This is a genomic window from Isoptericola sp. Y541, assembly GCF_059445465.1.
Genome location: NZ_JCAIUJ010000002.1, coordinates 270116 through 283673 on the forward strand (window position 1 = coordinate 270116; position 13558 = coordinate 283673).

Consider the following 13558-nt stretch of genomic DNA (forward strand, 5'->3'; position numbering starts at 1 on the left):
CGGGCATGGGGAGAGGTACCCATGCCCGACGGGACTCAGAACGAGCACGCCGATCCCGAGCGGTGGGTCACCACGTGTGCTTCTCGTACATCTTGCCGTCGATCTTGACCGCCACGTCCTTGCCGGGATAGCCGAAGACGCAGGGCAGCTCCACCGACGTCGTCCCGCCGAAGCTCTTGGTGTACACGGAGCCGTCGTTCAGCACGGGCTCCCAGCCGTTCGACCCGTCGCCCCAGCACTCCACCTTGTGCGAGCCCTTCTTAAAGTTCTCCACGTGCACGTTGAACTGGTGACAGTCCGAGGTGTCACAGGTGGCCACGTTCTTCTGCGAACCACGCGTCACCCACGCCTTGGCGGCGAGCGCCGCCGCGCTGTCGCACGTCTGCTTCGACTGCCCCGCGGTGTCCGATGCCGTCACGCAGATCTGCTTGTTCTCGCCGGGGTTGGCGGAGACCGACTCGTTCCCGCTGCCCGCCGACTTTGTGATCGCTCCCGTCACCTTCACCGAGATGTCCCGACCGTTGCTCTTCGTCGACCAGACGAACTTCACGGCGTTGCTCTGCCCGGTCGCGGTCACGCTGGGCGCGGGCACCGGGCCGTAGGGCGTGACCGCGCCGGAGTACGACGTCCAGCCGGAGCAGCCCGCCGCGTTGCACGCCTGGACCCGGAACTTGTACGCCGTCCCGTTCGCCAGGCCGCCGTACGCCGTCGACGTCCCGGTGGCCGTGGTCGAGCCGCCCTTGTCGTTCGCGACGGTATAGATGACGGCGTTGCCGTTGTCGTCGGCCGCGCCCCAGCTCACGTCCGCCTGGCCGCTCGTGCCGTTGACCTTGGCGGACGGGCTGCCCGGCTTGCCCGGTGTGCCGAACGGGGTCACCGCGTTCGACTTCGGGCTGGTCTTCCCCTCGCCGGCCTTGTTCTCGCCCCGGACGGCGAACGAGTAGCTCGACTTGGTGTCCAGCCCCTCGATGACCGTCGAGGACTTCGTGGCCGTGCGGGTGTCCACCAAGGAGCCGCCCTTGAAGACGTCGACGTCGTACGTCTTCACCTCGTCGCCGTTGGATGCCGGCGGGGTCCACGAGACGTTCACCTGGCCGCCCAGGGCGGTGTCGACGCGGGACGCAGTCGGCGCCGCGGGCGCGGCCGGCGGGCCGGCCGGGATCTCGCTCGCCGACCACTCACCCCACTCCGACGGGTCGGGCGCCTGGTTGATCGCCTGCACCCGCACCTTGTAGGCCGCGCCGTTGGTCAGGCCCTCCCACACGACGCGGTTGCCCGTGACGCCGACCTTCTGCACCTCGCCGTTGCCCGGCGCGGGCGAGATCTCGAGGTTCACCGACTCGATGGCCGACCGGTCCGAGTAGGACGCGTTCTTCCACGTCACCGTCAGCTCACCGTCGCCGAACTCGAGGGTCGGGGCCGTCGGCGGGTCGGGCTTCTCGTCCGGCCGGGCCTCGGCCGACGGCGGGGACTTCTCCGACGGGCCGACCTCGTTGATCGCCTCGACGGTGAACGTGTAGGTCACGTTGTTGGTGAGGGGCTTGAGGGTGCACGTCGTGGTGTTGCAGTCGAAGGTGTCGCCCTGGCTGGAGGTCACGGTGTACCCCGTGATCTCCGCGCCGTTGTTGGACGGCGGCGTCCACGACAGCACCACCGTCTCGGAGCGGACCTCCTCGACGACCGGGGTCACCGGCGCCTCGGGCGCGCCCAGCACGTTGACGGTGATGCGGCCCTCGACCTGGCGGTCGGGATCCTGCGTCGCGTCCTGGATCGTGTACCGCACCACCATCGTGCCGACGAAGTCGGCCTCCGGCGTGACCACGACCTTGTCGCCGTCCACCGTGGTGCCGCCCTGGCCCGTCTCGACGACCGCGTCGCCGACGAGCTCGAGCGGCCCGCGGTCCTCGAACGGGTTGGAGTCGTTGGCCAGCACCGGCACGGACACCGCCTCGCCCTGGTGCGCGTCGTCGACGACGTCGTCCACCGCACGGGCGAGCGGGCGGGTCGAGGCGACGACCTCGACCTTCATCTCGCCGTCGACCGGCGGGTGCTCGTCGTCCGTGACCGTGAACGGCACGGTGAGCATCGTGCCCTTCGGCACGTCGGGCGACGCCTCGAGCACGACCTTCGAGCCGGAGATCGTGGCGCCGACCCCCTCGGGCAGGCTGCCCAGCTCGTAGCGCAGGTCGTCCTCGTCGGGGTCCGTGGCGAACCGCCCCAGGTCGACGACGCTCTCCTCCCCCGCCGCGACCTTGCCGGACGGCGAGCCCGGCTCGGGCGGCAGGTTGTCCGGCGGCAGCACCGTGACGGGCAGCGTCAGCACGGCCTTGTGGCCCTCGGGGTCGTCCGGGCTCTCGCCGTCGGTGACCTCGAACGTCACGGCGGCGGGGCCGACGTAGTCCCCGCGCGGCGTGTAGGTCATGGTCGTCTCGCCGGTGACCTGGACGTCGCCCTCGAGCGCCGTGACCTGGTCCTCGGTCGTCAGCCGCGGGGTGCGGCCCTCGACCACCAGCACGTGGTCGGTGATGTCGACGTCGAGCGACTCCCCGGACAGCACCTCGAGCGGTGCCTGGCCGGGCTTGAGGATCGGTTCGATGGAGGTGAGGCCCGGCACCACGAGGAAGGCCTTGGCTTCCAGCCCGTCCACGTCCGTCACGGTGTAGGTGATGACCTGCCGGTTCTCGGTCAGGGTCACCTCGACCTCCCCCTCCGGGGACACCACCACGGTGTCGGACGACGTCTCGACCGTGAGATCGTCGGCCGCACCGTCCGGGTCCTCGTCGTTGTCGAGCACGGGGACCGTCACCGACGTCTTGCCCAGCAGGTCCGCGACGGGCACGGAGTCGTCGCGCGCGATCGGGCGCTGCAGCGGGGCGTCCGCGGCCACGGTCACGCTCACCGAGGCGGAGGCGCGCGCCGCGAACGTGTCCTCGATGGCGTAGAAGAACGTGTAGGTGCCCTCGTCGCCCGGGGTCTGGACCACCACCCGGTCCTCCGCCACCTTCGCGTCGAGGTCGTCGTCCCCCTCGAGCGAGCCGGGCACGAGCCCGATCTGGTCGCCGTCGGGGTCCGAGTCGTTGAGCAGGGCCGGGATCGACACCCGGCGGTCGGGCCGCACCGTCACCTCGTCGTCCGCGGCGACCGGCGGCTGGTTCGTCTCCGGCGGCTGCGCGATGCCCACCCGCACGATCCCGGTGGCGACCTCGCCGCGGGCGTCCTGGACCGAGTACCGGAAGGAGTCGACGCCGCGGGAGCTCTCCGCCGCCTCGTAGTCGATGTACCCGTCCACGACCTCGGCGCGCCCCTGCCCCGGCCCGGTGGCCAGGCCCGTGAGCTGCACCGAGTCGCCGTCGGGGTCGATGCCGTCGAGCGGGACCGGGATGCGGGTGGTACCGCCAGACAGGACGCGGGCGTCGACGTCGTGCGGCACGGGGGCGGCGTTCTCCTTGCCGCCGCGGATGTGGATCGTCACCTGGGCCGAGTCCTCCTGCCCGTTCGGGTCGCGCACCTTGTAGATCGCGTACGCGGTGCCCTGCTCCGAGCCGGCGCGGAACCGCAGCCGGTCCTCGGAGATGAAGACCTCGCCCTGCTCGCGGTCGACGGACTGCTCCAGCTCCTCGTCCAGGGTCAGCTCGAGCCCGTCCGGGTGCGTGTCGTTGCCGAGCACGTCGATGTTCACGTAGTCGCCCACGCGCACCGTGACCTCGTCCGGGGCGGCGTTCGGCGGCTGCAGCCGGTCCGGCGGCGGCACCGGGAGCACGCGCACCTCGCCCACCGACGTGTCGTTGCCGTTCGAGACGGTGTACTCGAGCACGATCGGCTCGGACAGCCGGCGCGTCTCGGTGATGCGCAGCATCTGGTGACCCAGCACGGCCACGCTCACGCCCGCGTCGTCGGGCACCTTGACCGACTGCACCACGAGCACGCCGCCCGTGGGGTCGGTGTCGTTCGCGAGCGCGTCCACGAGGGTCGACCCGCCGGCCGGCAGCATCGCGGTGTCCGCCACCGCGATCGGGGCTCCCTTCGCGTCCTCCGGGTCCTGCACGTCGACCCGCACCACGCCCGTGGTCACGTTCGGCCCGTCGGTCACCTGGTACAGCACGTCGTAGGACTTCGGCTCCTGCGCCAGGAACGTGAAGGTGCCCGCGTCGAGGTTGGGCGTGATCTCCGCGGGCGCGGCCTCGGCCACGTTGGCCAGGCGCAGGTCGTCGCCGTTCGGGTCGGTGTCGTTCTCCAGCGGCTCGACCGTGATCGGCTGCCCCGCCGTCACGACCACGTGGTCCCCCACCGCGACCGGCGGTTCCGGGCCGTCGCCCAGGACCTGGACCCACAGGGTGCCCTCGACGACCTCGCCCTGGCCGTCCCCGACGGTGAGCGTGACCTTCTTGCGCCCCGTGGCGGACCCTCCGTCGCGGAACTCGATCGTGCCGTCGGGGTAGGCGCGCACCTCGTCGCCCTGCACCGTGGCCGCCGCCGTCGCGAGGTAGACGTCGTCCCCGTCCGGGTCGTTGAAGTAGGGCAGCACCCTGGTCTGGGCGCTCTTGCCCTGCTCCAACCGCAGCACGGGCTCGCCGGACTGCACGGGGGTCTGGTTCTCCTCGTCGGGCGGCGCAATCCGCACGTCGACCTTGGCCTTGTCGTGGCCGCCGCGGCCGTCCGACACGTCGTACGTGAACGTCACGGAGCCCGTGGCGTCCGCGGGCACGACGGCCTGCAGCGCCTTGCCGCCCAGCACCCGCTCGATCCGCACCGGCGACGGCTGGTCGCCGTCGAGCGACGCGGTGATGACGTCGCCGTCCGGGTCCAGGTCGTTCGCCAGCACGTCGAGCACCGTCGCGCGGCCCGGCCGGACGCCGAACTTGTCGTCCTTCGCCTCCGGCGGGTCCTGCTTCTCGCGGTCCAGCACCGTCTGGTCCACCAGCTCCGGCTTGGCATCCTCGGCGTCCTCGTCGGAACCCTCGGTCTGCTCCGGGAGCTGGACGTCCCAGTCGTCGACCTTCTCGTACTCGTCGAGGGCCATCCACAGCGTGCCGGCCGTGAGGTCGTTGAGCACCACGTTGTTGCGGTTCTGCCGGTACTCGAGCTTGGTCGTCTGGTCGATGCCCTCGAGGGTCTCGTCCACGTCGTGGTCGGTGCCCTCGCAGTCGCGCACGATCTGGCCCGTGCCCGACCACGCCGCGTAGAGGCAGTCGCCGAGCTGCACCGGCGCCGCAGGCGACCCGGACGCCTCCCGCTCCACCGCCGTCCCGCCGCCGAGGGGCTGGCGCACCAGCGCCGACGACGTCGCGTACGCGACCGCGTCGCTCGACTCGCCCGGCTGCTGGAGCCGGGCACCCTGGGCGTCGGCGACGTCCACGACGTCCCCGCCCGGCAGCCGCAGCTTCGCGCTCGTGCGGTCGAGGAGCACGACGTCGTCGCCGACGGTCGTGAGCACGACGTCGGCGCCCTCCTTGAGGAACCCACCCAGCTCGGACGTCTCGGGCTCGGAGCCCGGCTCCACGGTCCACAGCACGTCCCGGCCGGGGACGACGGCGTACGTGGTGCCGCCCTGCGACACCACCGCCTGCGCGGCCCCGTCGAGCTCCGCCGTCGGGTCGACCTTCTCCGTGTCGAGGCCCTGCAGCTTCTCCACCGTCGTGACCCACAGGGAGCCCGTCTCGTCGTCGACCACCGCGACGCGGTCGCCGCCCATGGAGACCTCGGCGCCGGCCGGCAGCTTGGTCGTGGACGCGAACTTCAGGCGCGCGACGTCGACCATGCTGGCCCCGCTGCTACCGTCGTCCGCGACGAGCACCTGGCCGGCCTGTTGGTCGACGTCGAACGCGGAGCTGCCCGCGAGCAGCGTGCCGTCGAGCGCCTTCGCCTCCGTGTTGAAGCGCCCGACCAGCCCCGCCGACTGCTTCGTGACCCAGACGCCCGAGTCGTTGAGGTCCACGTCGGCCGTCGCCTCGCCGTCATAGAGCACGGCTGCGGTGACCACCCCCGCGGACAGCGCGAGCACGACCGTCGTCGAGACGGTCGTGCGGCGGTCGGTGCGCAGGCGCGAGAACAGGCCCAAGACTCCCCCGAGTTCGATTCGTTCGACCGACGAGACATGCAGCGCTGCTGCTCACGGGGCTGCGTCGGCCCCCGTCGGTCGCCCGGACAGGATACCGAGACGACACCCGCCCGAGGCAAGGGTTTCTCCCCTCGGGTCATGGGGAGAGGTACCCGTCGGCATCCCGTCGGCATCCCGTCGGCATCCCGTCGGCACGGTGACTGCCCCCTCCGTCAGCGGGCGAGGCGCTCCACGACCGCCCCGTACAGGCGCGGAGCGCGGCCGGCGGCCGGGACCACCCGCCGTCGCAGCGGGGACGCCGCGGCCGCGACGAGCCCGGTCGTCAGCACCCGGTAGTCCCGCGTCGCGCGCGCCCACGCCCGCTCGTACGCGGCCGCGTCGTCCAGGTGCTCGACGGCGGCGCGCGCCTGCGCGAGCCCCACCCGCAGCCCCTCGCCCGTCAGGGCGTCGACGTAGCCGGACGCGTCGCCCACCAGCCGCACCCGGCCGGCCGTGCGGGCCGCGGAGCGCACCCGCAGCGGCCCGGCCCCGCGCACCGGGCCGTCCGCCGCGGCCCCCGCGAGCCGCTCGGCCAGGCGGGGCAGCGTCGCGAGCTCGGCGTCGAAGTCCGCGCCGGCCGGGCCCAGCAGCGCCACGCCGACGAGGTCGTCCGCCACCGGGGTCACGTAGGCCTCGACGCGGGGGCCCCAGTGCACCTCGACCAGGTCGGTCCAGGGGGCGACCCGGTAGTGCCGGCGGAGCCCGAACCGGCGCGTTCGTCGGTCGCGGCTTCCCCGCTCCAGCCCGAGCTCCCTGCGCACCCGGGAGTGCAGCCCGTCGCAGGCCAGGAGCCATCTCGCGCGCACGCCGCCGGCGACCACCTGCTCGTCGTCCTGCTCGACCGCCGACGCGCGGCGAGGCAGCAGGACCGCCCCGGCCGCCAGCGCGGCGTCGTGCAGGCCGGCGTGCAGCGTGGTGCGGCGCACGCCCCGGCCGGGCCCGCGGGCGAACCGGTGGTCCGCCACGACGTCGCCCTGGCGGTACGAGATCCCGGCCAGCGGGTGCCCCGGCGGGTCGACGCCGAGGCGGCGCACCGCCGCCAGCGCGCCGGGCAGGAGGCCCTCGCCGCAGGCCTTGTCGATCGGCGCGCCGCGCGGCTCCAGGACGACGACGTCGAGGCCCGCGCGCCGCGCCTCGATCGCCGCGGCCAGCCCCACCGGCCCGCCGCCCACCACGAGGACGTCGGCGTCGGGCGTCACGGGCGTCGCAACGGGGCCGCGGGGGCGCCGTCGGCGAGCCGGAGCGCGCGCTCCTCCGCGGGGATGCGGAAGCCGAGCAGCAGCCACGCGTTCAACGCCGTGAACGCGAGCGCGGTGATCCAGGCCGTGTGCACCAGCGGCAGCGCGATGCCCTCCACGACGACGGCCACGTAGTTGGGGTGCCGGATCCACCGGTAGGGCCCGCGGCGCACCAGCGACAGGCCCGGCACCACGATGACGCGCGTGTTCCACTGCTCGCCCAGCGTGGCGATGCACCACCAGCGCAGCGCCTGGCTCGCGAGCACGAGCGCGAGCATCGGCCATCCGAGCCACGGCAGGAACGGCCGGTCCGCCGCGACCACCTCCACCACGCACGCCACGAGCAACCCCGTGTGCAGCGCGACCATCGCCGGGAAGTGCCCGCGCCCCGACTCGACGCCACCGCGCGCGAACGACCAGCGGGCGTGGCGCGTCGAGACCACCAGCTCGGCCACCCGCTCCAGGCCCGTCGCGAGCACAAGGGCCACGTAGAGCGCCACGCTCATGCCGCGCCCCCGTCCATGCCCCCGTGCGTGCCCCCGTGCATGCCGCCATGCACGCCGCCTTGCATGCCCCTATGCGTGCCCCGCAGCAGCACCAGCTCGACGGCGACGCCCGGCCCGAAGGCCATGAGCACCGCCCACCCGCCGGGAGGCGGCGCGCCGTCGTCGAGCGTCGCGGCGAGCACGTGGAGCACCGACGACGACGACAGGTTGCCCTCGGCGGCGAGGGTCGCGCGGGAGCGGGCGACGGCGTCCTCGGGCAGGCCCAGCGCGTCGCGGACGGCGTCGACGATCTTCGGGCCACCGGCGTGCACCACCCACGTGCCGACGTCGTCCGGCTCGAGCCCGTGGCTCGCGAGCAGGTCCTTGACGTCACCGGCGAGGTGGGCGCGCAGCAGCCGCGGCAGCTCGGGCGACAGGACGATGCCGAACCCCGTGTCCCGCACATCCCACCCCAGGTGCCGCGCCGTGCCCGGGTACAGGTGGCTGCGCGTGCCCACCACCTGCGGCGCGGACCGGCCCACCGGGGGCGCGACGTCGTCCCCGGCGACGACCACGGCGCTCGCCCCGTCGCCGAACAGGCCGGAGGAGACCAGGTTCGCCGTCGAGTCGTCGTCCCGCTGGAACGTGAGCGAACACAGCTCGACCGAGACGAGCAGCGCGACGCCGTCCGGGTGCCCGACGAGGTGCTCGTGCAGGTGCCCCAGACCGGCGGCCCCGCCCGCGCAGCCGAGCCCGAACGACGGGACCCGACGCACGTCGGCCCGCAGGCCGAGGCGACCCACCAGCACCGCGTCGATCGACGGCGCCCCGATGCCCGTCACGGACGTGAAGAAGAGGAGGTCGACGTCCTCGGGCACCACCTCCGCCGCGGCGAGCGCCGCCCGGCAGGCACGCTCGGCGAGCTCCGTTCCCTGGGTCGCGAAGTGCGCGTTGGCGTCCGCGAACCCCGCGAGGTGGGCGTAGTCGTCGAGCGGGAGCGCGAGGTGCCGCGTGCGCACCCCGGAGGCCGCGTGCAGCCTGCGCGTCAGCTCGCGCCGCGGGCCGGCCGCGAGCAGGGGCGCGATGACGTCGGCGATCCGCCCTTGCGGAAGCGCCGGGCCTGGCAGGACGGGTGCGACGGCGAGGACGCGCGACATGCTTCGCATCGTGGCACCGCGGGAGCTCCCCCGCGCGGGCGCCACCCTGCCGAACAGGCGGTTGACGCCGTATTGCGGGGTGAATGCGGGGTCATTTCGACAGCAACCGCCTGTTCGGCACTCGCTGTGTCGGCGTAGGTTGCCTGGCATGGGCGACGACGCACGGGTGCGCGGGATGCTGGTCGCGACGCACGCCGCCCCCGCGGCGGTCGTCACGGTGCTGGCGCTGGTGTTCGCCGTCGGCGTCGGGCTCCCGGCGGGCCGAGCCGTGCTCGTCACAGCGGCGGTCGCGGCCGGGCAGCTCTCCGTGGGGTGGAGCAACGACTGGTTGGACGCAGGGCGCGACCGGCGCGTGGGGCGCGCGGACAAGCCGACCGTGACCGGCGCCATCACGCCCAGGATGCTGCGGACGGCCGCCCTCGGCGCGCTCGGCGTGTGCGTCGTGCTGTCCCTCGCGACCGGGGTCGTGCCGGGCCTGCTGCACCTCGCCGCCGTCGCGAGCGCCTGGTCGTACAACGCCTGGCTCAAGGCGACGCCCGTGTCGTGGCTGCCCTATGCGGTCTCGTTCGGCCTGCTGCCGGCGTTCGTCGTCGCGGCGGCCGACGACGGGCGGGTCGTCGCGGGCTGGACCGTCGCCGCGGCCGCGCTGCTCGGCGTCGGCGCGCACGTCGCCAACGTGCTGCCCGACCTCGAGGACGACCGCGCCACCGGCATCCGCGGCCTGCCCCACCGCCTGGGCCGCCGGGCGTCGAGCGTGCTGGCTCCCGTGGTGCTGGGGGCCGGGAGCGTGGTGATCCTCCTCGGCCCGTCCGGCCTGTCTGGCCCGTCCGGCCCGTCCGCGCCGGCGTCCGCGGGGCTGATGGCAGGGCTGACGGCGGGTGCCGTCGCGCTGGCCGTCGCCGCCGGCGGCGTGGGCCTGGCGCGGCCACGCAGCCGCGCTCCGTTCGCGCTGAGCATGGCGGTCGCGGCGGTGTGCGTCGTGCAGCTCGTGCTGGCGGCCGACGCCGTGGCCGTCCCGCGCTGAGCCCGCCGGCGAGCTGCGGCTGTGGACCACGGCCCGCGGGCCGGCACGCCTGCGCATAGCATCCGGGACGTGCCCACGATCCTCCAGCGCGCCCGCGGCGAGGTCGCGCCGTACCGCCGCTCCGTCGCCTGGGGCGGCTCCGCCGCGGCCGTCTGGGCCATCTGGGCGAGCGGGCCCGGCTGGTCCACTCCGGCCCTCGTCGTCGCCGCGGTCGCGGCGGCCGCCCTGTTCGTGGTCGACGCCCGCACCCATCGCCTGCCGAACGCCCTCACGTACCCGACCACCGCCGTGGTCGCCGTCCTGCTGGCGGTCGCCGCCCTGGCCCAGAGGTCGTGGGGCACCGCGGGCCGCGCGCTGCTCGGCGCGCTCGTCCTCGGCGGCGCCTACCTGCTGCTGCACCTGGTCAGCCCGTCCGGGCTCGGTCGCGGCGACGTGAAGCTCGCCGTCCTGCTCGGCCTGGTCACCGCCTGGTACGGCTGGCCGGTGCTCTGGGCGACCGCGCTGCTGCCGTTCCTGCTCGGTGGCCTCGTCGCCGTGGTCCTGCTCGTCACCCGGCGCGCGTCGCGCACCACCGCGCTCGCGTTCGGCCCCTACATGCTCGCGGGTGCCGGGATCGCCCTCACCGTCGCCCGGCTCCTGCCCGGCTGATCCTGCCCGGCTGATCCTGCCCAGCTGACGACGCCCGACGGTCTCCCTATACCGTCCGGTCGGCCAGCAGGCCGGCGAAGTCGCCGAACGCCTGCTTCACGGGGCCTTCGGGCAGCGGCGCGAGCTCGGCGGCGGCCTCCTGCGCCCAGCGGACGGCGAGGGCGCGGGTCTCGGCGAGCACGTCGTGCGCGCGCAGGTCGGCGACGACGGCGGCGAGCGCGTCGTCGCCCGTGAGGTCGCCGTCGAGCCGGTCGACGAGCGCGGCGTCCTGAGCGGTGCCCTCCCCGCGGGCGAGCCGCTGGCGCAGCAGCAGCACCGGCATCGTCGGCACGTGCTCCCGCAGGTCGGTGCCGGTCGTCTTGCCGGACTCGGTCCCGGTGGAGGCGATGTCGAGCACGTCGTCGGCGAGCTGGAACGCGACGCCCACCTTCTCGCCGTACGCGGCCACGGCCTCGACCACGGCCGCGTCGCAGCCGGCGAGCATCGCCCCGAGGCGCGTCGACGTCGCGAGCAGGGAGGCGGTCTTGTCGCTGAGCACCTGGAGGTAGTGCTCCACGGGGTCGTCGCCGTCCCGCGGGCCGAGCGTCTCGTGCAGCTGGCCCAGGCACATGCGCTCGAACGTGCGCGACTGCAGCACCACGGCCTCCGTGCCCAGCCCGGCCACGAGCGCCGACGCCCGCGCGAACAGCACGTCGCCCACGAGGATCGCGACGGAGTTGCCCCACACGATGTGGGCGGCGGGCGCACCGCGGCGCACGGGCGCCGAATCCATCACGTCGTCGTGGTACAGCGACGCGACCTGCGTGAGCTCCACGACGACGGCGGCGTCGATCAGCTCCGCCCGCGTCCCGTCGCCCAGCTCGCCCGCGAGCAGCGTCATCAGCGGCCGGAACCGCTTGCCCCCGGCGGCGACCAGATGCCGCGAGGCGTCGTCGGCCAGGGCATCTGCCGAGGTCACGGCGTCGTCGAGCGCGGCGTCGACGTGCACCATCCGCTCCGCGAGCCGCTCGGCGAGCGCGGGGTCGGACAGCGGGATCGCCGTCGACGGCGGCGAAGGCTGCGTGGGCGCCGACCTGAAGGTCGGCGAGGGTGCGCGGGTCACTGTCCGAACCTATCCGGCCGGGGCACCGAACACTGAACCGAGAGCGGCTCCGGACGCGTCAGGTCGCTCACGCCCGTAGCTCGTCGAGGTGGTGCACCAGCACTCGCCGCGCCGTCGCGGGGGTGAGGAGCTCCGGGTGCAGGACGCCGCGCATCGTCAGCCCGTCGAGCAGAGCGGACAGCCGGTGCTCCTCCAGCTCGACGTCGAGGTCGGCGCGCAGCACACCGCGAGCGCCTGCCCCCTCGAGGACGCGCCGCACGAGCTCTGACGTGCCCGCCGCCGCGGCCGCCGACCTGTCGCGCAGCGGCGGCCGGGTACGCGCGGCGTCGGAGAACGCCAGCCACACGGCGGCCTCGTCGCGCCGTGCGTCGTCGAGCGGCAGGAGCTCCGCGAGGACATCGACGACGGCCCCCCGCGCGGCGGACCCGTCCAGCTCCCCCCGCTCCAGGGCCGGCAGGAACGCGCCCACCCGCGCGAGCAGCCGCTGCGAGACGCGGTCGACCATCGCGTCGAGCGCGAACGCGACCAGCGCGTCGTGGGTGTCGAAGTAGTGCCGCACCGAGCCCACTGCGAGGCCCGCCTCGTCGGCGACGTTCCGCAGCGACGCGCCGTCCAGCCCGGACCGCCGCACCACGCGGAACAGGGCGTCGACGACGTCGGAGCGGCGGCGGTCGGCGTCGACGATCTTCGGCATCCTGCCTTTCTAGCACAAGCCTGCTACTTTATTTAGCATGAGCATGCTAGAAAACTGGTGGCCCGTGATCGTCGTCGTGGCCGTGGTGGTGGTCGTCGTGCGCAGGTTCCGCGGCGAGCCGCTCGACCCCAAGGACGCCGTCGTCGCCCCCGCGATCCTCCTGTTCCTGGGCGGTCGCACCCTCGTCGAGATCGAGCTGGCGTCCGTCGACGTCCTGTGGCTCACGATCACCGGGGTGGTCGGTGTCGCGTCGGGAGCCGTGCGCGCCACGACGACCCGCCTCACCGGGCCGCCCCACGCCCTCGTGCAGCGTTACACCTGGCGCACGCTCGTCGTGTGGGTGGTCTCGCTCGCCGCGAGCGCCGGGCTCGGCCTCCTCGGGGCGGCCGCGGGCATGCACGAGGAGGCGCGGCCGATCACGCTCAGCATCGGGCTGAGCCTCCTCGGCGAGTCCGCCGTCACCCTGTGGCGCGCGCACCGGCGCGGCGCCGACGTCGTCGGCACGCTCGTGGCACGCAACCCCTCGTGGTGAGCTGAGGCGGGGAACCTGTTCGCCAGTGGTCCGGCAGTGAACCCTGGAGGTCGACGCTGACCAGGACCGTGAGCGCGATGACCGCTCGTCGTCACCTGACGACGACGTCGCGTCCGTGCGCGGTGAGTGCCCAGATGACGAACACGTCCAGGGCGATGACCACCATGGACCACAGCGGGTAGTACGGGATGAAGACGAAGTTCGCCAGGGCGCTGAGGGCGGCCAGGACCACACCGACGGCGCGACCCCACATCTTGCCGGTGAGGACGGCGAAGCCCGCGAGCAGGACGAGCACGCCGAGGACGAGGTGGATCCACCCCCACGTGGTGGTGTCGAACTGCAGCACGTAGTTGGGCGTCTCGAGGTAGAGGTCGTCCTGGAAGAGGGCGACGAGCCCGGCGATGATCTGGAACCCTCCGGCCAGGATCATCATCACGGCGGCGAACACGATGAAGCCGGTCGCCCAGGAGCTGCGCGACTCCACCGGGACGTCGGCCCGGGGGCTCGCTGCGGGTTGCTGAGTCATGTCCGATCCTTCCGTCACGGCGCGCGAGGGCCGACCGCCCGGTCCGGGCGACGGG

General features: G+C 73.9%; 10 protein-coding genes. 3 read left to right on the top strand and 7 right to left on the bottom strand.

Annotated elements, in window-relative coordinates:
• Window positions 1–67 precede the first annotated feature (67 nt).
• The 4 genes from AC1C2V_RS06035 to AC1C2V_RS06050 form a co-directional block, all read right to left on the bottom strand.
• Window positions 68–6058, bottom strand: a complete 5991-nt coding sequence (locus AC1C2V_RS06035; RefSeq protein WP_495388677.1) for an Ig-like domain-containing protein — start codon at window positions 6056–6058, stop codon at window positions 68–70.
• Between the two features lie 212 nt (window positions 6059–6270).
• Window positions 6271–7296 carry an NAD(P)/FAD-dependent oxidoreductase gene (locus AC1C2V_RS06040; RefSeq protein ID WP_495388678.1) on the bottom strand — a complete coding sequence of 342 codons (1026 nt, stop codon included), beginning with the start codon at window positions 7294–7296 and terminating at the stop codon, window positions 6271–6273.
• Window positions 7293–7841 carry an isoprenylcysteine carboxyl methyltransferase family protein gene (locus tag AC1C2V_RS06045; RefSeq protein WP_495388679.1) on the bottom strand — a complete coding sequence of 183 codons (549 nt, stop codon included), beginning with the start codon at window positions 7839–7841 and terminating at the stop codon, window positions 7293–7295. The genes AC1C2V_RS06040 and AC1C2V_RS06045 overlap by 4 nt, the downstream gene beginning before the upstream one ends.
• Window positions 7838–8977, bottom strand: coding sequence for a type III polyketide synthase (locus AC1C2V_RS06050; protein ID WP_495388680.1), 1140 nt, complete (start codon window positions 8975–8977; stop codon window positions 7838–7840). The genes AC1C2V_RS06045 and AC1C2V_RS06050 overlap by 4 nt, the downstream gene beginning before the upstream one ends.
• A 148-nt stretch (window positions 8978–9125) precedes the next feature.
• Between AC1C2V_RS06050 and AC1C2V_RS06055 the strand changes: the two genes are divergently transcribed.
• Together AC1C2V_RS06055 and AC1C2V_RS06060 are read left to right on the top strand one after the other, a co-directional pair.
• A complete protein-coding gene (locus AC1C2V_RS06055) occupies window positions 9126–10001 on the top strand; it encodes a UbiA family prenyltransferase (RefSeq protein WP_495388681.1) in 876 nt (291 codons plus the stop codon).
• A 69-nt stretch (window positions 10002–10070) separates the two neighbouring features.
• Complete coding sequence (locus AC1C2V_RS06060; protein WP_495388682.1) at window positions 10071–10649, top strand: prepilin peptidase; 579 nt, start codon at window positions 10071–10073, stop codon at window positions 10647–10649.
• Between the two features lie 46 nt (window positions 10650–10695).
• Here the strand turns inward: AC1C2V_RS06060 and AC1C2V_RS06065 are convergent, their stop codons facing one another.
• Both AC1C2V_RS06065 and AC1C2V_RS06070 read right to left on the bottom strand, forming a co-directional pair.
• The gene (locus AC1C2V_RS06065; RefSeq protein WP_495389128.1) at window positions 10696–11640 is read right to left on the bottom strand and encodes a polyprenyl synthetase family protein; all 945 of its coding nucleotides are present in this window, start codon (window positions 11638–11640) and stop codon (window positions 10696–10698) included.
• Window positions 11641–11818: 178 nt separating this feature from the next.
• Window positions 11819–12445, bottom strand: coding sequence for a TetR/AcrR family transcriptional regulator (locus AC1C2V_RS06070; RefSeq protein ID WP_495388683.1), 627 nt, complete (start codon window positions 12443–12445; stop codon window positions 11819–11821).
• A 37-nt stretch (window positions 12446–12482) separates the two neighbouring features.
• On the opposite strand from AC1C2V_RS06070, the gene AC1C2V_RS06075 reads away from it, so the two are divergent.
• Complete coding sequence (locus tag AC1C2V_RS06075; protein ID WP_495388684.1) at window positions 12483–12977, top strand: hypothetical protein; 495 nt, start codon at window positions 12483–12485, stop codon at window positions 12975–12977.
• A gap of 91 nt (window positions 12978–13068) precedes the next feature.
• Here AC1C2V_RS06075 and AC1C2V_RS06080 read toward each other — a convergent pair whose 3' ends face one another.
• Window positions 13069–13503 carry a DUF7144 family membrane protein gene (locus AC1C2V_RS06080; protein ID WP_495388685.1) on the bottom strand — a complete coding sequence of 145 codons (435 nt, stop codon included), beginning with the start codon at window positions 13501–13503 and terminating at the stop codon, window positions 13069–13071.
• Between the last annotated feature and the right edge of the window lie 55 nt (window positions 13504–13558).

Bases quoted from the DNA above. Each gene is read 5' to 3' on its own strand.
- AC1C2V_RS06045 (WP_495388679.1), bottom strand. From the start codon at position 7,841: ATGAGCGTGGCGCTCTACGTGGCCCTTGTGCTCGCGACGGGCCTGGAG.
- AC1C2V_RS06050 (WP_495388680.1), bottom strand. From the start codon at position 8,977: ATGTCGCGCGTCCTCGCCGTCGCACCCGTCCTGCCAGGCCCGGCGCTT.
- AC1C2V_RS06055 (WP_495388681.1), top strand. From the start codon at position 9,126: ATGGGCGACGACGCACGGGTGCGCGGGATGCTGGTCGCGACGCACGCC.
- AC1C2V_RS06065 (WP_495389128.1), bottom strand. From the start codon at position 11,640: ATGGTGCACGTCGACGCCGCGCTCGACGACGCCGTGACCTCGGCAGAT.
- AC1C2V_RS06070 (WP_495388683.1), bottom strand. From the start codon at position 12,445: ATGCCGAAGATCGTCGACGCCGACCGCCGCCGCTCCGACGTCGTCGAC.
- AC1C2V_RS06075 (WP_495388684.1), top strand. From the start codon at position 12,483: ATGAGCATGCTAGAAAACTGGTGGCCCGTGATCGTCGTCGTGGCCGTG.
- AC1C2V_RS06080 (WP_495388685.1), bottom strand. From the start codon at position 13,503: ATGACTCAGCAACCCGCAGCGAGCCCCCGGGCCGACGTCCCGGTGGAG.